The following is a 24,316-nucleotide window of genomic DNA, read 5'->3' as shown; positions in this document are numbered from 1 at the left end:
GCGAGTCGGGTTCTGCACGCGGAACTGGGTGTCGATCCCGGCCCGGCCCTGCGCGGGCTCCGTCAGGCGATCCAGCAGCACGACGCACCCGCACCCGCACCCGCACCCGAGGAATGGACCGCCCCCCGGGTCCGGGCCGTCTGCTGACCGCGCCCACCGGGATACCGCGCGACGGTGACCCGTCGCCACGAACGACCCTCCGGCGGACGACCGCCGCAGGCGTCCTGGGGCCTGCGCGCTGCGGCGCGCTGCATGTAACAGAAGTGTCGTGCCTGCCAGTTGGACTGAATGTTTCACGGACCGGACGGGTCATGGTGATCGGCAACGCTCACTCGGACCAGCTCGGACCGGCAACGCTCACCCGGACCGGCTCGGACCGGCAACGCTCACCCGGACCGGCTCGGACCGGCTCGACCGGCTCGGACCGCAGACCGAGCAGTAAGTACCTTCCACTCAGACTGAGGAACAGACAATGCGCATTCGTAAGCTCACCTTCGCTGCCCTGGCCGTTGCCGCGGGCCTCACGCTCACGGCCTGCAACGGTGAGGACGGCACGGTAGAGGGCGCTGGGGCCCCCGCGCCGACCGCGTCCTCCGCGGGCGGCGGTTCCGAGCAGGGCGGCGAAAAGGACGCCGTCGGCAAGAGCGCCGGCGGGAGCGGCTCCGGCGTGGACACCCGGGCCCGCATGTGCCGCACCGACGACCTGGTCATCTCCGCCTCGGACAACACCGCCGACGGCGCCTCCGTAGGCTCCGTCGCGGTCACGTTCAAGAACCGCGGAGGCCGGGCGTGCACCCTGACCGGATACGCGGGCGTCGACCTGAAGACCAACGTCGGGAACCTGTCCGCCAACCGCAGTGGTCAGCAGGCCAACCCTGTGATCCTCAAGGACGGCACGTGGGTGTCGTTCGGCATCAGCTACCCGATCAACAACTCGGGCGGCTCCGGCGTCAGGGTCACCGGACTCATGGTGACCCCGCCGAACGAGACGAAGACGGTCTCCCTCGCATGGCCGGGCGCCCCCACGCTGCCCGCCACCAACAGCACCGCCTCCTCGGTCAAGGTCGGTCCGATCGGCAGCGCCGGCCGGGGCGGGGCGAACTGACCCGTACGCCCCGGAACAGCCGTGGGGCCACGGCGTGCGGACGTGGAGCGAGCACGCCGGCCCCGGCGCCCGTGAGAGCCGCGCGCGCCGCGCCCCTCACGTCGGTCACTCGAGGTTGAGCATGATGTCGACGAGATCCGCGCGTGCGGCGACGGTGTCGGGATGGTCGGCACCGAGCAGACGCTCACGAGCGGCCACCACCTGTGCCAGCGTCTTTGTGGCGTAGGGGAAGTTCGCGTCGTCCAGATACAGGTCGGCAAGGTCGGCGCGCGCGGCGATGGTGTCGGGGTGGTCGGGGCCGAGTAGACGCTCACGATCGGCCACTACGCGCTCTTGCAGGTCGATGGCGTCTTCGGTGCGTCCGCTCTCGTCGTAGGCGACGACGAGGTTGGCGCGCGCGGTGTCGGTGTCGGGGTGGTCGGGGCCGAGCAGGCGTTCGCGGGCGGCCACCACTTGCTCCAGCGAGCCAATGGCCTCGTCGGCACGGCAGGCCTGCCGGTAGGAGACGCCGAGGTTGTTACGAGCCACCAGGGTGTCGGGGTGGTCGGCTCCGAGTATCCGCTCGGCGCTACCGGTCATGTTCTGCCAGTAGCCGACGGCGGCGTCCGTCAGCCCCGCGTCATGAAGACTCGTGCCGGCGAGGTAGAGGACCGGGTGCCCGTCGGGGCGCCACAGGTGGTCGTCCGCGCGGTCGGCCAGAGCGGCGGTGTTGGCACGCAAGACCTCGGCCAGCTCGGCCTGGAGCCGGTCGTCCTCGGGCCACGCCTCCAGGAGCGCGTCGGCTGCCGCGACCGCCAGGCCGGGCAGATCGGTGTCGGAGACGGTCTCGCGGACGGCACGGGCGGTGGCGGCGTGGACGCGGACCGCACGAGGGTCGGCACGGGGATCGCAGACGAGCAGCGCATGACGGTGCAGCAGCCGCAAGGCCGCGTGCACCTGGTCGGCTGTGACCTGCGTAGTGCCGCGGGCGGTGCCCTTCTCCGCGGGTGGGACACGATGAGCGGCGAGGAAGGAGAGAAGGGGCGCTCGCGTCCAGAGGGCGTGAGGATGGCCGTCGGGATCGAGGAGAGAGGCCAGACGGAGGACGGGGACGGCAAGACCGGTGGGATCGGCGTCGCGGACGGCCGCGAGAGACATCAGGAGGGTGGTGGTGATACGCCGCCCGCGGGCCTCCGCGCCGGTATGCCACCGCGCCGGACCGTCGCCGTCCATGCCTTGTCCCCTCCACACCGTGCGCCCCCGGTCCCCAGCTTACGGAACGCCAGTGCGGCGCAAGGCCAACGGGGCGACGCGGCCGGTGACTTCGCCCCCTGCGCCGCGACGACCGGACGGCGACGCGGCGGCCCACCCGGCTCACGCGCGGCCCGGCCACGCGCCGCGCCCCGCGATCACTCCTCGATGTCGGTGGTGCCGGCCCGCTCCCCGGTGACCTCCTGAGAAGCCCGGCCCGTCCCGGCGGCCGCGACAGCGGGCGGGCTCACCGCGAGCGGTTCCAGGACGTCGCCCAGCAGATGCAGCGGCCCGGCGGTGACCCCGGCCCTCTCGACGGCCCGCCAGTAGGCCAGGGCCGTGGGCGGATCGACCAGGCCCCGCACCAGGGGCACGTCCGCGCCCGAGGCGTGCAGCAGGGACTCCGCGCGGCAGGACGCCAGCGTGCCGGCGATTCCGTACTGGGCCGCCGTTTCGGCGACGGCGACGGCGCCGGGCAGCCCGTCCGCCAGGTCGCGCCGCGTGTCACCGACCGCGAGCAGCCCGCCGCCCACGACGAGGACGTCCCCGCGCTCACGCATCCGGGCGAGCGCGCGGCCGGTGTCGAAGCAGTGCGGGAAACTGTCGTCCACGACGACGGCACCGGGCCGCAGCCGGTCCACGTCGATGAGGGCGCGGTGCCCGCTGACCGCCGCGACGACCAGCCCCGCCCCGTACACGGCGTCAGGCAGGTCCGGGGCGGAGACGCGGACGGCGACGTCCCCGGCCAGCCCCCGTTCCCGCAGCGTCCGGGCCAGTTCCCGCAGGCGCTGCTCGCTGCCGGGCACGTCGCACAACACGAGCCGGGCGGGCGGGCGTTCGGCCAGGGTGAGCAGCAGCTCCAGCGACGAGGCGCCGATCGAGCCGAGCCCCACCACGGCCATCTCCAGGCCGGCCAGGTCGCGGCCGGTCGCGGCCAGCGCGGCACGCACCGTGCGGACCACGGAGACGACGGTGGCCGCGTGCCCGGTGGTGACGGACGCCGCCGCGGCCCCGTCGGCGCGCATGACGTCGAAACCGTAGCCGGTCAGTGAGGGAATCATGCCGGCCAGTGAGACACAACGGGCGCCGAGCGCGGCAGCCGTCCGCACGGCCCGCACCACGTGACCGGCCAGGGCCCGGTCACCGGCGAGTTCGTCGGCGAACAGCGGCAGCGCGACGAAGCCGGACCGGCCCAGCGGTGTGGAGGTCGTCTCCAGCAGCCGGGGCGCGCCGCCCGGGAACAGCAGGCGACGGACGTCCTCACGCGTCGAGGAGGTCTCCGGCAGCCCCGCGAGCCGGGCAAGGTGGGCGGGAGCGGGCAGATAGCCGACGAGCGCGGCGTCCAGGTCCCGGCCCGCGGGCTGCGGGGCCCGCCGTACGGCCCGGGGAACCACGGGCCGGTGGCCGGTGGCCGGCACGGCGCGGAGGAGCCGTTCGCGCAGCCCGTCGGCGAGCGTGGCGAGCGCGTCCGGGTCGAAGGCCGCCGCCGCGCCCCGCAGGGTGACCTTGAGCCGGTCCCCGTCGGGCCGCGCCGCGAGGAACACGTCCGTCCCGGCCGCGGGCGGCGTGAAGCCGCTGTCCTCCTCGTCGTCCCAGCGCACGGCCAGGACGTCCCCACCGCGTCGGCCGAGCGCGCCGAAGTCGAGGAAGGTGAAGAAGAACTGCGAGGTCAGCGGCAACCCGCTGGGGTCACGCGGTACGACGTCCTCGTAGACGCGGGCATCGACCATCTCCTCGACGACCCGGCGCACCCGCCGCGCGAAGTCCCCCGGCACGGCTTGCGCGCCGGGCCCGAAGGGGCGGACGGCGACGGCGGTGGCGAAAGGCCCGAAGACACGGTGGATGCCGGGCAGCGGATGGTCCCGGCCGGACACCGCCACGCCGATGATCAGGTCCTCCTGGCCGGTGAGGGCGGCGAGCGCCCCGTGGTAGGCGGTGAGGAGCGGAGCGTACAGGGTGGCGCCCGCGTCGGCGGCGACCTTGCGGAGCGCGCCGGTGACGGTGGCGTCCAGGACGAAACCGTGGGAGTGGAACCGCGGTGACGTCCCGTCCCGGTCCGCGACGCGCAGGACCGGTCCGGCGTAGGGCGCGGACAACGCCGCCCGCCGGCGCTGCGCGCCGTCCTCCTCCCTCCCCGGTACCGCGGCCTGCCCGGCGACACGGCGCGCGAAGTCGCGGAAGGTGGTGTCCAATGCCGGCAGCGCGGGTGTCACACCACCGCTCAGGGCGTCGTGCACGGCGGTCAGTTCACCGAGTAGCAGAGCGGCGCTGTAGCCGTCGCCGATCAAGTGGTGGGCGTGCACGACCAGTACGTGCTCGTGCGGGGCCAGGGTGAGCACCCGCAGCCTCAGCAGCGGCCAGGCCCAGGGTTCGAAGCCGCGGCGCCGCTCCTCCTCGACCCGTTCCGCCAGCTCCTGCGGCCCGGACACGGCCGCGAAGCCGACCGGCAGCCGCAGCGACGCGGGCAGCTCCTGCTGCACCGGTGGCCGCGCCCCGGCCGGGAAGACCGTGCGCAGCATCGGATGCCGGGCCACCAGGATGTCCACGGCCCGCTGGAACAGCTCCCGGTCGAGCGGGCCGGCCAGCCGCAGCCGGGCCAGCCAGGACCCCCCGGCACCCGGTGCGAGGGCCTCCGCCAGCAGGAACCCGCGCTGACTCGGGGTGACCGGGAAGGCCGCCGGAACGGCCGGGTCCGCCCGCTCGGCGTCGACCGGATCGGCCGCGGCCATCGGGTCGGCCGCGATCACCGGGTCGGCCGAGACCACCGGGTCGGCCGAGACCACCGGGTCGGTCGTACGTGCCGGACGTGCCGGACGCGCCGGATGCGCCGGGCCGTCGTCGGAGGCGGGCTGTACGGGGGCACGCGGCCCCGCCTCCCGGGCCGCCCTGTCCACGGCCTCGGCCAGCGCGGCCAGCGTGCGGTGCCGGTACACGGCGGTGGGCCTGGGCAGCGGACCGCCTCCGTACCGGGCGAGCCGGTCGAACACCTGGAGCGCCAGCAGCGAATCGCCGCCCAGCTCGAAGAAGTCGTCGTCCGGCCCGACCCGGTCGACGCCGAGCAGCTCGCACCAGATGCGCTCCAGCCGCTCCTCGGTGTCACCGGCGCCGGACGGCGGCGCGTCCGCCACCGGCGCCCGGCCGGTCGCCGTCGGCAGTGCCCGCCGGTCGACCTTGCCGGTGCCGGTCAGCGGCAGGGCGTCCAGCACAGTGATGCGGGCCGGCACCATGTAGGGCGGCAGCGACCGGGCCAGATGGCGCCGCAGCGTCACCGCGTCCACGCCCGCGCCGCCCTCCGAGCCGTCCTCCGAGCCGTCCTCCGAGCCGTCCTCCGAGCCGTCCTCCGAGCCGTCCTCCGAGCCGTCCTCCGAGCCGTCCCCCGAGCCGTCCCCCGAACCGTCCCCCGAACCGTCCTCCGAGCCGCCCCCCGCGTCCCTGAGCACGACGAACGCGGACAGCCGCCCCGCGTCCGCCAGCACGACCGCCTGCGCGATGTCCGCACGGTCGCGCAGGACGGCCTCCACCTCACCCGGTTCCACCCGGTGACCCCGGACCTTCACCTGGTCGTCGAGGCGGCCGACGAATCGCAGGGCGCCGTCGGGCAGCACCTCCACCCGGTCGCCGCTGCGGTACCAGCGGCGACCGTCCCGCTCGGTGAACGCGGCCTGGGTGAGCCGGGGTTCACCGAGGTAACCGGTGGACAGTCCGACGCCTCCGATCAGCAGTTCCCCCGTGCCGCCCGGACCCGTCGGCGCACCCTCGGGGCCGACGACGAGCAACTCGGTCCCGGCGACGGCACGGCCGATGGGCAGTGCCGCGACCTGATCGCCCGGGCGCTCGGTGACGACGTGGAAGGTGGCGTTGATGGTGGTCTCGGTGGGCCCGTAGAGGTTGACGATGGTCTGCCCCGGCCCGAAGAGGTCGTACCAGCGGCGCACCCAGTCCGCCCACAGCACCTCTCCGCCGACGTGGACGAGGCGCAGTGCGGACAGGTCCGGCAGCGGATCACCGCGCCGGACGAGGTCCTCGGCGGCGGTCAGCAGCCGCTCCCACAGCGACGGCACCGAACTCCACACGGTGATCCGGGCCCGCGCCACATGGTGCAGCAGCAGTTCCGGATCGCGCACCAGGTCACGGTCGGCGGTCACCACGGTGGCACCGGTCAGCAGCGGCGCCAGCAACTGCCGTACGGAGGCGTCGAAACAGGGCGAGGAGGTGTTGGCGAGCCGGTCGCCGGGACCGTAGGCGAAGGTGCTCGCCGCCCAGTCGAGGTAGTTCTCCATGGCGCGGAAGGTGATGGGCACCGCCTTGGGGCGGCCGGTGGAGCCGGAGGTGAAGATGACGTACGCCGTCGCGTCGGGGTCGGCCGCATCACCGGGTGCGTGCCCGGCCGTCCCGTCGTCGGGCCCGGTGACGGGCAGGGCCGTCAGGGCGGTCAGCGCCCGCGCGGTGGCCCGGGTGCGGTCGTCGTGCACGACCACGCGCACCCCGCAGCGATCGGCCTGCCCGGCCAGCCGTGCCGCCGGGTACTCGGCGTCCAGCGGAACCCATCCGGCGCCCGCCCGGAGGATGCCGACGACGGCGATCACGGTGTCGGGGCCCGGAGAGGTGAGCATGCCGACCAGGTCACCCCGCCGTACGCCGTTCTCCCGCAGCCGCCGGGCGAGGGCGCCGGTGGCCGCGTCCAGGTCCCGGTACGTCACCGGGAGCCGGCCGTCGTCGACGGCGACCGCGTCGGACGCCGCGCGGAACCGTTCCAGCAGCCGGCCGACCACGGTCGACCGGGCCGCGCTCGCGGGCTCGGGCGCGGGCGCGGTACCGGCGGTTTCCGGGCCGCGCAGCTCCCGCTCGAAGGCGGTGGCGAGACGGGCGACCGTGGCCGGGGAGAGGATGTCCTCGGGGAAGTTCCAGGACAGCCGCAGCACGGGCCCGTCCTCCCAGCACAGCAGGTTCAGCCGGGTGGCGGCCGAGCCGGTGCCCGCCGCGGTGGGCCGTACCCCGACCGGGCAGTCCGGGTCCAAGGGCGCGGGGAAGCGGGCGAAGCTGAAGCTCGCGGGACTCGCCGTCCGCGGCCCCGAGGCGTCGCCGGACAGCAGCCGGGCGAGGCCGAGACTGCTGACGGTGGCATGCCGCTCACTGTCCAGCCAGGCCAGCCGCACGCGTTCGGCGAGCCGGGGCAGCGGCTCGTCAGGGTCTGCCTCCAGCAACAGCGGCAGGGTGTCGGCGAGGGGGCCGACCAGCCGGTCGTTCCCCGGCGTGCGGGCGTCGCGGCCCGCGCGGGCCACGTTGACCGCGAGGTCGCGCCGTCCGCTCCACCGCGCCAGGCAGCGTGCGTAGGCGGCGAGCAGGAGGTGGAAGAGGGAGACGTTCCAGCGGGCGGCCCGTTCGCGCAGGACGGCGACGAGGTCCTCGTCCAGGACGCGGTGCTCGGTGACGATCGGCCCGGGGCCCTCCTCGGGGTCCGGGCGGCCGTCGTAGGGCAGCGTCATGGGGGAGCGGTCCGCCAGGCGGGCCGTCCAGTACGCGGTGTCCTCGGCGCGGACGGCAGGCCGCACGCCGCCGGCGTGGGCGGCGAAGTCGGCGGCGCCCGGCAGCGGGGCCGGGACGCGGTCCAGGGCGAGGTCGGTGTACAGCGTCCACAGTTCCGTGCTGAGGAGGTTGAGGCTGTAGCCGTCGGCGGCGACGTGGTGCACGGACAGGAGCAGGTGGGCCACGTCGGCCTCACCGGTCAGCAGCAGCGCCCGCAGGGGAGGCTCGTGGGTGAGGTCGAGGGGCCGGTTGACCAGTTCGGTCTCCACAGCCCTGAGGGCGTCCTCGCCCTCGGGGCACGGCCGGGTCTCGAACCACACGGCGGGGTCCGCGCCCGCCGTTATCGTCTGACGCGGTACCGGGGAGGGGCCGTCGCCCCGTGCGATCCGCACGCGCAGCATGCCGTGCCGCCCGGCGAGCGCGACGAGGGCACGCCGCAGCAGACCGGGGTCGAGGGGCCCGTGGACGGTCTGCCGCACCCAGCCGCGGGCCGGAGTCCGGGGGTACAGGACGCTGCTGGTGTGCAGGGCCAGTTGTACGGGGGTGAGGGGGAAGGGCACGCCCTCGGCGACGGCGCTCTCCGTGAGGACCGCCGGGCCGGTGCCCGCGCCCTCGCCGGACGCGTCGGCGTCGAGGTGGGCGCAGAGTTCCCGCACCGTGCGGTACTCGAAGAACAGCGTCGTCGGCAGGTCCCGGCCGAGGGCACGTTCCAGCCGCCGGACCAGGTCCACCGCGGCGAGCGAGTCCAGACCGAGGGAGAGGAAGGCCGCGTCCTCGTCGACCGCCCCGACGGGGAGGCGCAGGGCCTCGGCGAGCAGGCCGCGCACGAGTGCGGGGGTGCAGGGGGTGCGGCCGGACGTGCGGCCGGCCGCGTCGGAGGCCGGCGCGTCGGAGGCCTGCGCGGAGGAGGCCGGCGGGTCGGCGGTCTGGGCGGAGAAGGCCTGCGCGGAGGAGGCCGGCGCGTCGGCGGTCTGGGCGTCGGCGGTCTGGGCGTCGTAGGTCTGAGCGTCGTAGGTCTGAGCGGGCGCCGAGGTGGAGTCCTGATCGGCCATCGGCGGAAGCTGAGGAATCCGTACCGGCGCCGCCGGGACGCTGTCGTCTCCGTGGCCGGGAGCACCGATGTCGGCGAGCACGAGCTGCGCGGTGTCGACGGCGCAGGCCGCGCGCAGGGCTTGCAGCGCCTCGGCCGGAGAGAGTGGCGCGCCCCGGGCGCGCACCGGCACGTGCTCCGCCGCCCTGGCGGCGAGTCCCGTGCGGGCCACGGCGCCGAGATTCACCGCCAGCCAGCGGCGGCCGGCGGCCCGCTCGGCCGCCGCGAAGGCGTCGAGGTAGGCGTTGGCGGCGGCGTAGTCGCCGAGCGCGCCCGCGGCACCCGGCAGCACGGACGCCACCGAGGAGAAGGCCACGCACAGCGCCGGGCGGTGCCCGTGGCGGTGCAGTGCGCCGGCCAGCAGCCGGGTGCCGAGCGTCTTGGCGGCCAGTGACCGGCCGGTGTCGTCCCGGCCGGTGCCGCGCAACGAGCCCGGAACCGCCACCCCGGCCAGGTGGAACACGACGTCCGGTGCCGGAGCCTGGGCGAGCAGGGCGTCGAGTTGCCGTTCGTCGGTGACGTCGGCCTGCCGGTAGCGGGCATCGGCGCCCAGCTCGCCGAGTTCCGCCAGCAGCGCGGTCGGCCGCCGTGCGGAACGGCCGGTGAGGACGAGGGTGGGGCGGCCGCGCCCGGCGAGGTCCCGGGCGAGCGCGGCGCCGAGACCGCCCGCGCCACCGGTGATCAGGTAGACGCCGTTCGCGGGCAGCGGGTCCGTCCGGTCCGTCCACCGCGCCACGCCGCCACGCGCCAAGGGCTCGACCCCGCGCAGCAGCCGCGTACCGCCGCGCCAGGCCGCCACCGACACCTCGCCGCGCGCCACGGACAACTCGGCCACCACCGCGTCGAGTCGCTGCTCGGCCGTGTCCTGGGAGGACAGGTCGGCACAGGCCAGGCCCGCGCCCTCGGTCTCCTCGGGCAGCGCCGGCGCGAGACCGGTGAGCAGGGCCTGCCCGGGACGCGGCACCGCCTCGCCCCGCGAGCCGGTGCGGTGGGCGTCCTCGGTGAGCAGCAGCAGGCGCCGCGCCCCGACCCGGTCGAAGACCCGCAGCGTGTCCCGGAAGGCGACCGCGGCGGCCAGGCCGGTGCCGTCCTCTCCACGTCCCGCGAGATGGACGACGGTGTGCGCGGACCCCGTGTCCGCCCGCACCGTCGGCACTCCCCGCGCGGCCAGCCGCCCGGACAGTTCCCGTACCGCTTCGCCGTCGGGCCCGGACACCAGCGTGACCGGTACCAGGCCCAGGGGCTCGGGGAGGGGAGCGGAGGTCCAGGCGATCCGGTGCAGCAGCCGGGCGGGGTCGGGGCCGGGCCAGTAGGGCCGCCGCTGGAAGGGATAGGTGGGCACGGGCACACGGCGTCCCGTCGGAGCGAGCGCCCCGTGATCGACGGCGACGCCGCGTGTCCACAGCCGGGCGACGGTGCGCAGCAGCGCGTCCCTGCCCCGGCCGCCCCCCTCCCGGATGGCCGGCAGGGCGGAGAGCGCGACCGGCGCGGGGCCGGGCCGGGCCGCGGCGGCCCGTCGCACGGCCGCCGGTAGGTCGGTGCCGGGCCCGATCTCCACGAACGTGTCGAAACCGTCCTCGGTCAACCGCCGCGCGGCAGCCGCGAATTCCACCGGCCGCAGCGCGTGGTCCCGCCAGTGGGAGGCGTCGGGGGCCGACACCCAGTCGCCCGTGAGAGTACTCATCAGCGGTACCCGGGCGGCCCCCGGCACCAGAGCGGCGGCGGCGTCGTACAGCGCCCGCGCGGCCGGTGCCATCAGCGGTGAGTGGAAGGCGCGCGTCACCTGGAGCCGGCGCGCGGCGACGCCCCGCGCGGTCAGCGCGGCCACGGCGTCCTCGACAGCGCGCACGGTCCCGGACAGCACCAGCCGGCCGGGGGCGTTGCGCACGGCGACGCAGAGGTCCCCGTCCGAGGAGGCGACCAGGGAGTCCACGGCGTCGTCCGCCCCGCGTACGGCGGCCATGGCGCCCCGCTCGGTCAGCTCGGCCAGGAGCCGGCCCCGCTCGGCGGCGAAGCGGACGGTGTCGGACAGCGGCAGCAGGCCCGCCGCGCAGGCAGCGGCCAGTTCCCCGACGCTGTGGCCGGTGACGGCGTCCGGTACGACGCCCCAGGCGCCCAACTGCCGGGCCAGCGCAACGGTGAAGGCGACCATGGCGGGCTGGGTGATCTCCGTGCGCGCCAGGTCGGCCGGGTCGACGCCGGGATCGGTGCACCAGGCGGTCAGGGTACGGCCGTACAACGGACCGAGGTGCGCGGACGCCTCCTCGAGGGTGTCCCGGAACACGGGCGCGGTGGCGTACAGACCAGCGGCCATGCCTGGACGCTGGGTGCCCTGACCGGGGAAGAGGAACACGAGACGAGGGCGCGAGCGAACGACGCCGGTGTACGTGTCCGGCGCGGCGGGGAGACGGCCGGTGGTGTCGCCCCCTGCCGCGGCCGGGCGGTCCTCGGCGCCGTCCGCCACGGCGAGGGCGGACAGCCGCGCGCGTACGTCGCCGTCGCCGTCGCAGACGAGGGCGAGGCGGTGGCGGTCGCCGTCGCGCGCCGTCCCCGCGGTCAGGCACAGGTCGGCCTCGGTGATCTCCGGGTGTGCGGCCAGGTGGCCGGACAGGTCCCGGACCAGGGCACGCAGCGCGAGCGGTGTGACGGCGGAGAGCGCGAGGAGATGCGGCCCGTCCGCCTCCCGCCGCGCGCGGGCCGGAGGAACGGCGGGCGCGGGGGCCTGCTCCAGTACGGCGGGTGCGGGGGCCTGCTCCAGTACGGCGTGCGCGTTGGTGCCGCCGAAGCCGAAAGCGCTGACGCCGGCGACGAACGGGCCTCCCGAGGGCGGTACGGGCCAGGGGACGAGCCGGCCGGGCACCTGGAAACCGGCCCCGGCGACCGGAGCGGCGGGTGGATCGGCGTGCGGCGAGGGCGGCACCTGGCCGTGTCGCAGCGCCAGTACCACCTTGACCAGACCAGGCAGCGCGGCGGCGTTCAGCAGGTGGCCGATGTTGCTCTTGGCCGAGCCCAGCAGCCGCGGGCGTCCGTCGGGCAGCGGCGGGAAGGCATGGGCGAGCGACGCCAGTTCGACCGGGTCGCCGAGGGCCGTGCCGGTGCCGTGCGCCTCGACATAGGTCACCTCGGCCGGATCGACGGCCGCGGCGGCGTGGGCGGCGGTGATGACCTCGCACTGGCGGGCGGGATGGGGCGCCATCAGGCTCAGCGAGGTGCCGTCGTTGTTGACGGCGGTGCCGCGGACGACGGCGAGCACCTCGTCGTCGGCCCGCCGGGCGTCCGCCGTCCGCCGCAGGACGAGCACCGCGCCGCCCTCACCGGGCACGAAGCCGTCCGCGCCGGCGCCGAAGGCACGGCTGCGGCCCGTCGGCGACAGGGCCTGCACGGCGTGCAGCATGCGGTGCGCGGTCGGGGTGAGATGGAGGTTGACGCCGCCGACCAGGGCGATGTCGCACTCGCCGTCCGCGAGGCTGCGGCGGGCCAGGTGCAGGGCCACCAGGGCGGAGGAACAGGCGGTGTCGACGGCCAGGGCCGGACCGCGCAGGTCGAAGCTCTGCGCGATGCGGGCGGCGAGGAGGTTGGGCAGGTTGCCGGTCAGCGCGGCGGGCGGCAGTGGTGTGCCGTCCCGGCGGGCCGCCCGTTCCAGCAGCTCCCGGTAGCCGCTCTCCCCGGCCGTCGTGAACACGCCGACACGGTGGCCGCGGCGGCGCGGGCCGGCGTAACCGGCCCGCTCCAGGGCCTCGTGCGCCAGCTCCAGCAGGAGCCGGGCCTGCGGGTCGAGGCTGTGGGCCTCCGCGTCGCCGATCCCGAAACGGGCGGCGTCGAAGCCGGCCGGGTCCTTCAGGAACGCTCCCCACCGGGCCTCGGGCACCTGGTCGTCACCCCACCGGTGCGGCGGCACCGGGGTGACGAGGTCCCGCCCTTCGGTGAGCAGCCGCCAGTACTCCTCGGGGCTGTCGGCGCCGGGAAAACGGCACGCGAGACCGACCACGGCGAGTGTGCCGTCCGCTCGCCGGCCGGACACGCCGGGGCCTTCCGCACCCGCGCCGCCCTTCCGCGGCGCCGACGCCGGCTCCGAGGTCACGTACGCCTCCGCACGCCTCCCCGGCTCCGCCTCCGCGTCCGCTTCTGCCTGGGCGCCCGGCTTCGTCGCCGTCCCAGGCTTTTCCTGCGCCCCCGTCGGCTTCGCCTGCGCCCCAGGCGTCGCCTCCGTCCCAGGCTTTTCCTGCGCCCCCGTCGGCTTCGCCTGCGCCCCAGGCGTCGCCTCCGTCCCGTCGAGCAGGTGATCCACGATCTCGGCGACCGTGTCCGCCCCGGTACGCAGCGCCGACACCTCCAGCCGCCGGCCGAGGGCATCCTCCAGCGCCGCCAGCACCTCCATCGCCTTCAGCGAGGTCCCGCCGAGCGCCCGGAAGGACGTACGGGAGCCGATCCGCTCCACGGGCAGTCCCAGCACCCCGGCCCACACCTCGCGCACCGCACGCTCGGCCGCCGCCCGCGACCGCGGCACGTCGCGCTCACCCGCCCCGTGCCCTCCGGCAACGGTCGGCGTACCACCGGGCGCGCGGGCGACGACGCGGGGAAAGCGGCCCGCCTCGAACCGCTCGCGCAGCACATGGCGGCGTATCTTGCCGCTGGTGGTGCGGGGGAACCGACCGGGCGGCAGGGCGACGACCCGGACGTCGTCGTGGAGGAGGGCCTCGCCCACCCGGTCCGCGACGTGCCGCAGCACCTCGTCGGCCGAGCGCGGCGGACGGGCCCAGGCGACGCACACCACCACGCGCTCGCGGCCGGTGACGGGATCGGTGGAGCCCACCACCGCGGCCGTCCCGGGCGGCAGCCCGGGTGTACCGGCGGCGACCTCCTCCAGATCGGCGGCGTGGTACTTCAGCCCGTTCAGGAAGAGCACGTCCTTGTGCCGGCCGCTGACGCACAGCCGTCCCTCCCGCAGGAACCCCAGGTCGCCGGTGCGCAGCCAGCCCTCGGCGGTGAAGGCCGCGGCGGTGGCATCGGGCAGCCCCCGGTAGCCGCGGGCGAGCTGCGGCCCGCGCACCTCGACGTGCCCCACGCGCCGCTCCCCGAGCACCCGCCCGGCGTCATCGACGATCCGCACGGAGCAGCCGGGCACGGGGTGACCGAGGTCCATGAGCTCGACGGCACCGTCGGCACCACTGGCCCCCTCGGCCCCCTCACAGGCGTCGACCACCCGGCCGCGGCTGAGCGCGCCCCGCTCCACCGCGAGCGGCACGGCCACCTCGCCGGGCGGCGGAAACGTCACGGCGAGGGTCGCCTCGGCCAGCCCGTAGACCGGCTGGAGGGCGTGCGCCGCAAGACCCGCGAGCCGCGCACGGCGAGCGAAGTCGCGCCAGACGGTGGCAGAGATCGGTTCGGCTCCGACCACCACCCGCCGGACGCTGCGCAGGTCGAAGCCGGTCAGGTCCGCCTCGGGAATCCGCCGGACGGCCAGCGCGAGCGCGAAGTTGGCGGCCGACAGATGGGTGGCCCGGTGGGTGGTGGCCCGCTCGAACCAGATACCGGGCCGCCGGGCGAACGCCAGCGGCCCGATCTTGACCTGCTTGGCACGGGCGGCGAGCGGGGCGAGATGCGTGCCGATCAGACCCATGTCGTGGAAGTACGGCATCCAGCTGACCACCACGTCGGCACTGCCCAGATCGGACACGGCCACGATCTGGCGCAGGTTGGCCGTCACCGCCGCGTGCGTCAGCTCGACACCCTTGGGCTGCCCGGTGCTGCCCGAGGAGAACTGCACGAACGCCAGACCGTCCGGCGGACCCGGCACGGTCACGTCCGGCATGTCCCCGTCCGCCGCCCCGCCGTCCGGCAGCCCGTCCAGCCGCAGCACGGCCGCCCCGGTGGGCAGGTCCCGCGCCACCTCCGCGCCCGCGGCGTCCACGAACAGGGCCGGCCGGCCCAGGTGTTCCCACACGGGCGCCACCCGGCGGGCGTCCGCGGCGAGTGGCACCGGCACCAGACCGGCACCGACCAGTCCCCAGAACATCACCTGGAAGTTCTCGCTGCGGTCGGCGACCAGCGGAACACAGGTACCGGGCGCCACTCCGGCCGCCCGCAGCCCCCCGGCGACCCGTACCGCGTCCGCGAGCAGCTGTCGGTATGTCACGTTCAGCTCGCCGCCGTCGTCGCGCACGTGCACCGTCACTTGCTCGGGGGCCTCCCGGGCGGCCGCCAGCAGGACGTTCCAGAGGGTGTCGTCACTCATGTCGTCTGCTCACACCAAATCAAGGGAGACCGTGCCACGGGACGACACTCTCCCCCGCGCGTTCACGCGAAGGAGCAGAGCCGTTCAGCAGGGCTGGACGGATGGGGCCGGCTCGGACCGTCACGAGCCGTCGTACGGGGTACTTCAGTGATCCGCGGGCATCCGCGGGCGAGACGGGAAGTGGACCGGGCCCACCCCGCTCACGTTTCAGAACCGGTATGAACCGATACCTGTCGCATGTGTATATCACTGCCGTCCGCTGCCCAAGACCTCCGGCCCGGCGGCCCTTCGGGCGCGGTGTCAGGCACTGCTCCACCGCTGGTTGTCACGGCCGTTGCATTCCCAGAGCACCACCTGGGTGCCGGACGCTCCTCCGAAGAGGTCCAGACACTTGCCGCTCGACGTGGACAGCAGCGCTTTTCCCGACAGGCTGAACTGCTGAGCCGCCGACCGGTCGCACGGTGCGAGAACCACCGGTGTGCGGTCCGCGGTGCCCGTGGTGGTCGCGCAGAGACCACCCTGCTGGAGTGCCGTGCCGGACCCGGTGTTCCACGACTGGGAGGTCGCGCCGGTGCAGGCCGCGACCACCAGTCCTGATCCTGAGCCGGCGCCCGTCAGGCAGTTGCCGGAGGATTCGACCGCGAGTGCCCTCCCGGGGCTGCGAGCCGGGTCGCCGCCCCGGTCGGCTCCCTCCTTGAGCGGCGCCTTGCTCACCTCGGGCTCCGCGTCGGCAGCCGCCTTGTCCGAGCTTGGCCGTGTCTCCTGACCGGAGGGCGTGGGGGAGGCGGTGGAAGGGGGGCGGGACGACGCGGTGGCGCTCGCTGAAGCGCTCCCGGACCGCTCTGCTCCAGGGATGACAGGCTCGGTCACCTCGGGCCGCGGCAGCTCCTCCGCGGCGTGGACCTGCGGACCGGCCTCCTCCTGGGTCCCGCTGGTCGTGACGGCCACCGCGGCGGCTATGACCGCGACGGCCATGGCGGCGGCGATGGCGATCCACTTCGCGCGGGGGCGGCGTGGGCCGGGGCGGAGGTTGTCGCCCGGTGCCACCGGAGCGGTGGCGGATGCGTCGCGGTCGGCGTTACGGGCGGCCGGCTCCGGTGGTGGATGTCCCTCGTCGTCCCCGGCGCCGGCTCGGTGGGCCATAGCCGCACGGGCGAGAGCGGCACGGGCTGCTGCCACCTTCGCCGCGTCGTTGATACCGGCATGCCTGTCCGGTGGCGAGCTGACGGGCCGGCCCTGGCCTGTGTTCCGTTTGGGCAGCTCAGGCATTCTGTTGTGCTCCTTGTGCAGGGTGAGAGTGACCGGAAGCCACATACCGGCAGAGGGTGAGCGGTGCGGTCGCCGTGAGGAGAGCCCAGGCGCGTTCCGGGCCGGCCTTGTGGAGGCAGCGGCGGCGTCGCGCGGTGAACCGGCCTGCCGAGAACCGCTGTTCGTCCCGGCGGGGCGGGTTCGGAGGACCCAGCGGCACCATACCTGTGCCGCCTGTGATTTCCCCGCCATGGCCCCGCAACGCACGACGCCGAGGCGACCGTTGTGTTCGGTCGCCTCGGCGTCGTGCGTTGCGGGCATCTCACCCGGGGTGCCGACTCAATGGGGCGGAAGCCACCGTCGGCGCCGCGGCACCGACGGTGCTTGGAAACGGTTCACATCGCGGCGACCATGGTGTGGGTGTCGAGGACGGTCTCGAAGTGCACGGGGACGCCGCCGCGCAGTCGCCACACGTGCACGAAACGGGCCCTCATCGGCTTCCCGGTCACCAGGTTGCTGCCGCTGTAGTGGCCGAGTGCGACGACCCGGTCCCCGGCGTCGAGGATCTCCGCGGGGGCGACGGTGAAGTCCTGCCACTCGGAGACGAAACGGGCGAAAACGTTCTTGAGTATCTCCTCACGTCCCCGGTACGTGCCTCCGTAGTGCAGACCCGGCGGGACGACCCATTCGATCCGCTCGTCGAGTCCGGCGAGCAGGGCGGCGACGTCACCCTGGGCGAGCGAGCCGTACAACGCCTCCACCACCGCGCTCCCCGTGGCGGAGCGTTCGTCGTGCTGGTGCGTGGTCATGTGGAGCCTCCGTGCTGTGTCGATGGGCGGCCGGCGCGCTCCGGCAGCCTGCCGCCGGGGCACGGAACGCGTTTCCGGGCGCTGCGGCCGGGCTCGCGCCCGCCTCACCGGATCCTCCTCGTGAAACGACCGACGGACATCGGCTGTTCGACCTATACCGCCGGTCTGCCTGCCGCGAGGTGGTGTGCCCGCCCCCTCCCGTCCCTGGGGATGCCTGGGGGTACTGGGGCCAGGTTCCCGGCGGCCGGCGAGCTTAGCCTGAGGGGTATGACTACCTCGAAACTGGGCGATTACCTGCGGAGCAGGCGCGCGCAGGTGACGCCGTCCGACGTCGGTCTGCCCGAGGACGGGCGGCGGCGCGTGCCCGGTCTGCGCCGTGAAGAGGTCTCGATGCTGGCGCGTATCAGCGTCGACTACTACCTGCGTCTGGAGCAGGGCCGTGAGCGGCACCCGTCGCCGCAGGTCCTGGACGCGCTGAGCGACGCGCTGCTGCTGGACGACGACGGCAGGCTGCACCTGTTCCGGGCCGCGGGCATGGCTCCGCTTCCGCGCCATGAGGGCAGCACCGAGCGAGCGGACCCGCGGCTGCTGGAACTGGCCGAACTGTGGGACCGCACGCCGGCCCTGCTCCTGGGCCGGGCCTACGACGTCCTGGCCGCGAACACGCTGGGGCGGGCGGTCTTCCCCCACCTCCAGCCCGGCGCGAACGTACTGCTCACGATGTTCCTCGATCCGTCGGTCCGCTCCTTCCACCTGGACTGGGACAAGGCCGCGGCCAACACGGTCGCGGGCTTCCGCTTCCTGGAGGGCGCGCGGCCCAACGACCCACGCATCGCCGAGGTACTGCGGACGGCCTCGGAAGGCAGCCGTCACTTCACCGACCTGTGGCAGCGCCGAGACGCACGGGGCAAGAGCGACGCCGCGAAGACCCTGCTGCATCCCGACGTCGGCGAACTGGCCCTGCGCATGCAGACCTTCGACGTACGCTCCGCCCCGGGGCAGCAGCTGGTCGTCTACCACGCCCAGGAGGGCACCGGAACCGCGGACGCGCTCCGTCTGCTCGGCTCCCTGGCGGCGACCACCACCCACTCCGGACACCGCGACGACTCACCGAGGCGGACCACGTGAGGACCCGCTCCGCGACCATGACCGGCAACACCTGTGCCGCCGTCCTCGTCCTGGGCGCTCTCACCGCGTGCACGACGACACACGACGACGGCGCAAGGCAGCCCTCGGCGTCAAGCGCGACCGCAACGCCCCCGCCGGCACCGCGGCCGGGCCCGACCGGGTCCACGGAGGTCTCGCCGCACCCGTACGTCGGCATGTGGGTGACGGCCGACGGCCACATCCGGCAGGAACTCCTCGCCCACGGCCGCTACGACGAGGCCCGCGGAGACCGGGAGAGCGCGTACACGGGTTCCTACGAGGTCTCCGGCACCCGGATCGAGTACGTCGACGACACCGGGTTCACCGCGGACGGGACCTTCGACGGAGACGTACTGCACCACGGTGGCTACGTCTTCTACCGCGAAGGAAGCGAAGCGCACCGGCAGAACAGGCAGTAGGACCACCGACGGCACGCCGCTTCGGGCCTTGGCGGGGCCGCGGCCGGGCGGAACGGTCCCCGGCGGCCGGGCGGAACGGTCCCCGTCGGCCGCTCGGCCCGGCCGGTGGATCAGCCCCGGGCAACCAGGCCGATCATCTCCACCGCGTGCTGGATGGCCTCGTCGACGGTCTCGATGGCGTAGGTGGTGTCCACCATGACGTGGTCGATCCCCGTGCCTTCGTGGATGGCCTTGACGGCGTCGGCGACCTGGCCGGTCGGAGTGCCCGCATCGATGTTGACGCGCAGGACGGTGTCGATGGCAGCCGGGTCGCGGCCCGCTTCCGTGGCCCAGCGGTCGATGAGCGCACGGTGTGCCACGAGCCCTTCGATGTCCACCCAGCTGGGCACCGTGCACAGGGGCAGCCATCCGTCGCCGCGCTCGGCGACGCGGCGCAGCGCACGCTCGGACAGCGCGCCCAGGTAGAAGGGCGGGCGCGGGCGCCGGGCGGGCTTGAGAGGCGAGTGGTGCAGGGGGACCGAGAGGATCTTGCCCTGGTACTCGGCCGGGTCAGAGGTCCAGATGGCCTCCAGCGCGTCGAGCAGCTCGTTCATCCGGGCGCCGCGTGTGCTGAAGTCCGGCCCGGCGGCCTCGTATTCCTCGGGGGACCAGCCGATGCCGAAGCCGGGCAGCAGCCGGCCGCCGCTGATCAGGTCGATGGAGGTCAGCGCGCGGGCGAGCTGGACGGGCGGGTAGAGCGGCGCTATGAGCACATGGGAACCGAGCAGGACCCGCTCGGTGGCGCTCGCGGCTATGCCCAGGAGCACGAACGGGTCGGCGGCGGGGTTCAGCTCGACGGGGATGGTCGTGCCCTGGCCGCCGTAACCGATCCGGGGGTGCACGGCGGCCAGGTTGCGGTCTCCCACCCAGAGGCTGGCGGCGCCGGCCAGCTCGACCTCCCGCGCGAACTCCGCGGTCCGTGCGATGCCGTACGCCTGGCGGTGGAACTGGGGCAGGGTGAAACCGATTCTCATGAGGTTCCTTCATCGAGATCAGGCATGCCGCACGGGCGCCTGTCGGCCCGGAACTGGGCACGCGGGGCGCTCCGGCCTCGGGGCTCAGTAGCTGACACCAGTGACAACGGCAGGTGGACAGCCATGGTTCAGCCCTGAGTCTCCGGTTTCCGCTCAGGGCCTCCGAGCCGGACGATCCCCCAGTGCGGTGCGGCGGCCGGGTCCTCAGTGCGGTGCGGCGGCCGGGTCCCCCAGCGAGCCCTGCGGGCGGATCAGACCGGCCTCGTACGCCAGGATCGTCGCCTGTACCCGGTCGCGCAGTTGCAGCTTCGTGAGCAGTGCGTTGACGTGGGATTTGACCGTACCGGTCGTCACGCCGAGCTGTACCCCGATCTCGGCGTTGGTCAGGCCGGAGGCGATCAGCAGCAGCACCTCCCGCTCGCGCGGGGTGAGCCCGGCGAGCTGGCCGGACAACTCCGGCGGGAGGGGCGCCCCGTGAGCGAACTGCCCGATGAGGCGGCGGGTGACGGTCGGCGCGAGGATGCCCTCTCCGCCGGCGACCACGCGGATCGCGGTGAGCACGTCCTCCGGCAGGGCGTCCTTGAGCATGAACCCGGAGGAACCGGCGCGCAGCGCCTCGTACACGTACACGTCGAGGTCGAAAGTGGTCAGCACGAGCACCTTGGGACTGCTGTCCAGGGCGGTGATCAGCCGGGTGGCGGACAGTCCGTCCATGCCGGGCATGCGGATGTCCATCAGGACCACGTCGGGGGCGGTGCGTTCGGCGAGCGCGACCGCACTGGCGCCGTCACCCGCCTCGCCGACCACGGTCAGATCCGCTTCGGCATCGACGACGGCGGCGAATCCGGCACGGACCACCGCCTGGTCGTCGACGACCATCACACGTATGGCGATGGCAGGACCTCCTGAGCAGGGACCGACGGGTTGCCCACCGGCACGGTTACCCGCAGCGTACCTGCCCGGTCGACGGTCATCCGCCCCGCCGCCGACTCCGCCTGGACGTGGATCCGTTCGGCGACCGGGCCCGCGGCCGCGAGCGGCACCCCGGTGACCGTGACGTGCACCTGCCCGCGCCGCCGTCGCAGCGTCACCCGGGCCGGACCCCGGTCGCCGGCTCGGAGCGCGGCCTCCACCACCCGGTACACGGTCAGGGACACCGACGCGGACAGGTCCTCGACGGCGCGCGGCAGTCCGCTGACGGTCACGTCACGGCCGGCCGCGCGCAGGGCCCCGCACAGTGCCTCCAGGTCGGCCGCGCCGGGCTGCGGGGCATGCTGCCCGCCGTCCTCGGCGGCACCGCGCAGGCTGCGCAGCAGTTCCCGCATCGCCGCGAGCGCCGCCCGTGCCTCGCCGGCCACATCGTCCGGTGTCCCGTCGCTCGCGTGACCCACCATGCGGGTGGTGCACCGCAGTACGGTTTCGTGCAACTCGGCGGCGATCAGCCGGCGTTCGGTGGTCGCCGCCAGCGCGGTCTGGCGCACCGAGTCGCTGAACGCGCTCTCCTCGCGGGTGACGACCCGTATCCGCCGTCGGCGGACCCCCGTGCCGACAGCCCACAGCACGATCAACAACGGGGCCGCCGCCCACATGACGAGGTACGCGGCCCAGAGCACCATGGTCGAATCGCCGGACGGCCGCACCACCATCTGGTCGACGGCGACCGTCACGGCCATCGCGGCCACCACGTTCACCGTGGTGGCCAGGGCGGCGCCGAAGGCTCGTACAGGCCGGCGGCCGAAGGCGGCGACCGCGTACACCGCCATCGCCTCGGACACCATGGCGGACGGCAGCAGGTCCACCCAGTCCGACGGCACCAGCCCCGCGGCGACCGCGGCGGGCGTCAGCCACGCGGTCGCGGCCACCCCGGCCAGGGCGAGAGCGGGAGTACGGCGCCGCCAGAGCAGGGGCAGCGCGTGCGCCGTCAGAAGCAGGGTCACGGTCGTCGTACCGAGCGCGTCGCCGGACGGGGACACCATGAACAGCGGCAGTATCACGGCGGTCAGACAGAGCAGCACGTCCGCCAGCCACTGTTCGCGCCGCAGATCGCGGCGCAGGGACGCCGAGTCCGGCTGGACCGGTCCCGTGCTGTCGGGCAACGTGGCCGTCACCCTCCAGCCCCCGTCCTCGGCCGGCTTCGCCGTCAGTTCGCCACCGACGGCCGTCGCCCGCTCCCGCATGCCCGTGACCCCGTTGCCCGAGCCCAGTCCTGTGGTGGCCCGGGCGTGCTCCTCCGCGGCACGCGGCGCGCCGTTGGCGACCAGCAGGTGGAGGGCGCCGTCGAGGCGCCGGACGCGTACCCGCACGGCGGCTCCGGGCGCGTGCCGCAGTGCGTTGGTGAGGGCTTCGCGGACGATACCGAAGGCGGCCTCGGCGGCGGGCCCGGCGAGGTCGTCGGGCAGGTCGGCGTCGATGGGCCGGCCCAGCCGGTCGAACCCGCTGATCAACTCGCGCAGGCGGCCGCTCACCGGCTGCGGTTCGGGTGCTTGGGCGTCCCGCATGGCGTCGGCCAGCCGGCGCAGCGAGGACAGGGTCTCCTCGCCGGTGCGCGCGGCGAACGCCATCGCCTCCTCGACCAGTTCGGGCCGGGTACCGCTGAGCCGGCGAGCCGCGTCCACCGTCACCACCACGGAGGTCAGGTGGTGGGCGCTGACGTCGTGCAGTTCCCGGGCGAGCCGGTGACGTTCGTTCTCGGCGGCCCGCCGCCGTTCCTCCTCGGCCCGCGCCAGCCGTCCGGCCGCGGCCCAGCGACCGCTCAACCACTGCCGCCGCGCCTCGCCGAGCCCCGCACAGGGCACGTACAACATGGCGGAGGAGCCCAGGTCGGCCAGCAGTTCCTGCGCCGAGCCACCGCCCAGGACACTCGGCAGCCAAGCGCAGCCGATGACGGCGGCGGCGCCCAGAGCGGTGATCCGGCCACCGTACTGCACCGCTACGGCATACAGGGCGACGAATATCCCGAGGTTGACGAAGTGATCGGGGGCGGCCAGAGTCCCGATGAGCATGCCGGCCGCCGTCCCGGCGAGCGCCGCCAGGGGGTCGCGGCGCCGCCGTCCCAGCGCGACGTACTGCACGACGATCGCCGCCACCAGCCCCGCGGGCCTCAGCAGTCCGGCAGGCTCGTTCTCCGACAGCAGCGAGGCCGTGAGCACGCCGACGCCGAGCAGCGCGAGGGCGGTCGGAAGCAGCCAGTTACGTATGGTTTCCATGACGCATGTGAGCGTAGGCCACCTGCGCCGTGCCGCCGTCTTCCGCACGGCCGGAGGATGTCTCCGCCCGGGGACGGAGGGGAAGACGTGCCGGCCCGCGGCAGGTTCCCGTCACCCTTCGTCCGCCTCGGGACCGGGTGCCGTCTGCACCCTGCGGTAGAGCCGCCGTTCGTGCCGGTGACGGACGTGCTGGGGCGATGCCGCCGGAATGCTGGTGCACATGACCGATTCACCCCTGCTCAACGCGCTCCCCTACCATCGCATGGCGCGTTACACCGGACATCACCGCTGGTGGCGTCCGGTACTCGGACTGCTGCTGCTGGCCGGTGGCTGGCTCGTCCTCATCGGTGTCGTCGACGTGGTCTCCTACGGCGCCGGCGCCGCCGCGGGCCGCCCCCGACTCCCGGACGGGACGTTCGACTTCGGCGCGCTGCCGAATCTGGTGCTGGAGCTGTCCTACATCGCGTTGATGCTGCCACCGGTGCTGCTCGCGGTGCGCTGGGCGGGGCGGCGTCCGGCGGGCACGGTGTCGTCGGTGACGGGGCGGCTGCGCTGGCGGTGGCTGGGCCGCTGCCTCGTGGTGGCGGTGCCGACCGTGGCGGTGCCGGGGCTGGCGCTGGCCTTCCTGCCCCTGGACGACGGTACGAGTGCGGAGCCGGCGCAGTGGGTGGACTGGCCGTCGTTCCTGGTGTCGCTGGCCGTGCTCGCGGTGTGTGTGCCGTTGCAGGCGGCGGCTGAGGAGTACGTGTTCCGGGGCTGGCTGACGCAGGCGGTGGGTGGTTTCCTGCGCTCGCCGTGGTGCGCGGTGCTGCCGCAGGCGCTGCTGTTCGGCGCGGCGCACGGCTGGGGCACCGTGTGGGGCTTCGTGGACCTGTGCGTCTTCGGACTCGTCACGGGCCACCTCACCTTGCGCACCGGCGGGCTGGAAGCCGCCGTCGCCCTGCACGCGCTGAACAACCTGGTGAGCTTCGGGCTCGCGGCCGCCCTCGTCGACGGCCTCGCCTCCGACGACACCGCGGCCGACGCCCCGGTCCTGCTCGCCCTCATCGACATGGCCGTCACCGTCCTGTACGCCGCCGTCGTCCTCCGCCTCGCCCGCCATCACCGTCCCCAGCGGATCTCCGTGGGCGCCCCACGCCCCACGCCGATGCCGTTGTACGCCACGACACCGCTGCCCGAGATCCACGTCATCCGCCGGCACTGACCGTCCACGGCCGACCTGACGAACCAACAACCAAAGGGGCAACCATGTCCACTCAAGCCGCTGGTGTCCGCTTCAGCTTGCTGGG

The 24,316-nt window shown here is 74.5% G+C and carries 11 protein-coding genes; 4 read left to right on the top strand and 7 right to left on the bottom strand.

Annotated elements, in window-relative coordinates; genetic code table 11:
• Positions 1-472 precede the first annotated feature (472 nt).
• Complete coding sequence (locus ACP4J0_RS37165; protein ID WP_426603648.1) at positions 473-1,105, top strand: DUF4232 domain-containing protein; 633 nt, start codon at positions 473-475, stop codon at positions 1,103-1,105.
• Positions 1,106-1,210: 105 nt separating this feature from the next.
• Here the strand turns inward: ACP4J0_RS37165 and ACP4J0_RS37160 are convergent, their stop codons facing one another.
• From ACP4J0_RS37160 to ACP4J0_RS37145, 4 genes are all read right to left on the bottom strand, one after another.
• Positions 1,211-2,317 carry a tetratricopeptide repeat protein gene (locus ACP4J0_RS37160; protein ID WP_426603646.1) on the bottom strand — a complete coding sequence of 369 codons (1,107 nt, stop codon included), beginning with the start codon at positions 2,315-2,317 and terminating at the stop codon, positions 1,211-1,213.
• 176 nt (positions 2,318-2,493) lie between these two features.
• A complete protein-coding gene (locus tag ACP4J0_RS37155; RefSeq protein ID WP_426603644.1) occupies positions 2,494-15,186 on the bottom strand; it encodes an amino acid adenylation domain-containing protein in 12,693 nt (4,230 codons plus the stop codon).
• A gap of 300 nt (positions 15,187-15,486) precedes the next feature.
• Positions 15,487-16,455, bottom strand: coding sequence for an RICIN domain-containing protein (locus ACP4J0_RS37150; protein ID WP_426603642.1), 969 nt, complete (start codon positions 16,453-16,455; stop codon positions 15,487-15,489).
• A 374-nt stretch (positions 16,456-16,829) separates the two neighbouring features.
• Complete coding sequence (locus ACP4J0_RS37145) at positions 16,830-17,243, bottom strand: nuclear transport factor 2 family protein (protein ID WP_426603640.1); 414 nt, start codon at positions 17,241-17,243, stop codon at positions 16,830-16,832.
• A gap of 267 nt (positions 17,244-17,510) precedes the next feature.
• Here ACP4J0_RS37145 and ACP4J0_RS37140 point away from each other — a divergent pair, with 267 nt between their 5' ends.
• Positions 17,511-18,371, top strand: coding sequence for a helix-turn-helix domain-containing protein (locus tag ACP4J0_RS37140; protein ID WP_426603638.1), 861 nt, complete (start codon positions 17,511-17,513; stop codon positions 18,369-18,371).
• 194 nt (positions 18,372-18,565) lie between these two features.
• Complete coding sequence (locus tag ACP4J0_RS37135) at positions 18,566-18,808, top strand: Atu4866 domain-containing protein (protein ID WP_426603650.1); 243 nt, start codon at positions 18,566-18,568, stop codon at positions 18,806-18,808.
• Positions 18,809-18,918: 110 nt separating this feature from the next.
• Here ACP4J0_RS37135 and ACP4J0_RS37130 read toward each other — a convergent pair whose 3' ends face one another.
• The 3 genes from ACP4J0_RS37130 to ACP4J0_RS37120 form a co-directional block, all read right to left on the bottom strand.
• Positions 18,919-19,821 carry a TIGR03619 family F420-dependent LLM class oxidoreductase gene (locus tag ACP4J0_RS37130; RefSeq protein WP_426603637.1) on the bottom strand — a complete coding sequence of 301 codons (903 nt, stop codon included), beginning with the start codon at positions 19,819-19,821 and terminating at the stop codon, positions 18,919-18,921.
• 204 nt (positions 19,822-20,025) lie between these two features.
• Positions 20,026-20,700: a response regulator gene (locus ACP4J0_RS37125; protein WP_426603635.1), complete on the bottom strand. Its 675-nt coding sequence runs from the start codon at positions 20,698-20,700 to the stop codon at positions 20,026-20,028.
• Entirely contained in the window at positions 20,700-23,027 is a 2,328-nt protein-coding gene (locus ACP4J0_RS37120; protein WP_426603633.1) for a histidine kinase, read from the bottom strand. The genes ACP4J0_RS37125 and ACP4J0_RS37120 overlap by 1 nt, the downstream gene beginning before the upstream one ends.
• A 220-nt stretch (positions 23,028-23,247) precedes the next feature.
• On the opposite strand from ACP4J0_RS37120, the gene ACP4J0_RS37115 reads away from it, so the two are divergent.
• A complete protein-coding gene (locus tag ACP4J0_RS37115) occupies positions 23,248-24,231 on the top strand; it encodes a CPBP family intramembrane glutamic endopeptidase (RefSeq protein WP_426603631.1) in 984 nt (327 codons plus the stop codon).
• Positions 24,232-24,316 lie beyond the last annotated feature (85 nt).

The organism is Streptomyces sp. WG7, from assembly GCF_049975785.1.
Taxonomy (GTDB): Bacteria; Actinomycetota; Actinomycetes; order Streptomycetales; family Streptomycetaceae; genus Streptomyces.
The sequence above is the reverse complement of the archived record's forward strand: the minus strand, read 5'-3'. Positions and strand labels throughout refer to the sequence as shown.

Excerpts from the sequence above, each read along its gene's own strand:
- ACP4J0_RS37130 (WP_426603637.1), bottom strand. The coding sequence starts at position 19,821 with ATGAGAATCGGTTTCACCCTGCCCCAGTTCCACCGCCAGGCGTACGGC.
- ACP4J0_RS37145 (WP_426603640.1), bottom strand. The coding sequence starts at position 17,243 with ATGACCACGCACCAGCACGACGAACGCTCCGCCACGGGGAGCGCGGTG.
- ACP4J0_RS37160 (WP_426603646.1), bottom strand. The coding sequence starts at position 2,317 with ATGGACGGCGACGGTCCGGCGCGGTGGCATACCGGCGCGGAGGCCCGC.
- ACP4J0_RS37115 (WP_426603631.1), top strand. The coding sequence starts at position 23,248 with ATGACCGATTCACCCCTGCTCAACGCGCTCCCCTACCATCGCATGGCG.
- ACP4J0_RS37150 (WP_426603642.1), bottom strand. The coding sequence starts at position 16,455 with ATGCCTGAGCTGCCCAAACGGAACACAGGCCAGGGCCGGCCCGTCAGC.
- ACP4J0_RS37140 (WP_426603638.1), top strand. The coding sequence starts at position 17,511 with ATGACTACCTCGAAACTGGGCGATTACCTGCGGAGCAGGCGCGCGCAG.
- ACP4J0_RS37155 (WP_426603644.1), bottom strand. The coding sequence starts at position 15,186 with ATGAGTGACGACACCCTCTGGAACGTCCTGCTGGCGGCCGCCCGGGAG.
- ACP4J0_RS37135 (WP_426603650.1), top strand. The coding sequence starts at position 18,566 with ATGTGGGTGACGGCCGACGGCCACATCCGGCAGGAACTCCTCGCCCAC.
- ACP4J0_RS37120 (WP_426603633.1), bottom strand. The coding sequence starts at position 23,027 with ATGGAAACCATACGTAACTGGCTGCTTCCGACCGCCCTCGCGCTGCTC.
- ACP4J0_RS37125 (WP_426603635.1), bottom strand. The coding sequence starts at position 20,700 with ATGGTCGTCGACGACCAGGCGGTGGTCCGTGCCGGATTCGCCGCCGTC.
- ACP4J0_RS37165 (WP_426603648.1), top strand. The coding sequence starts at position 473 with ATGCGCATTCGTAAGCTCACCTTCGCTGCCCTGGCCGTTGCCGCGGGC.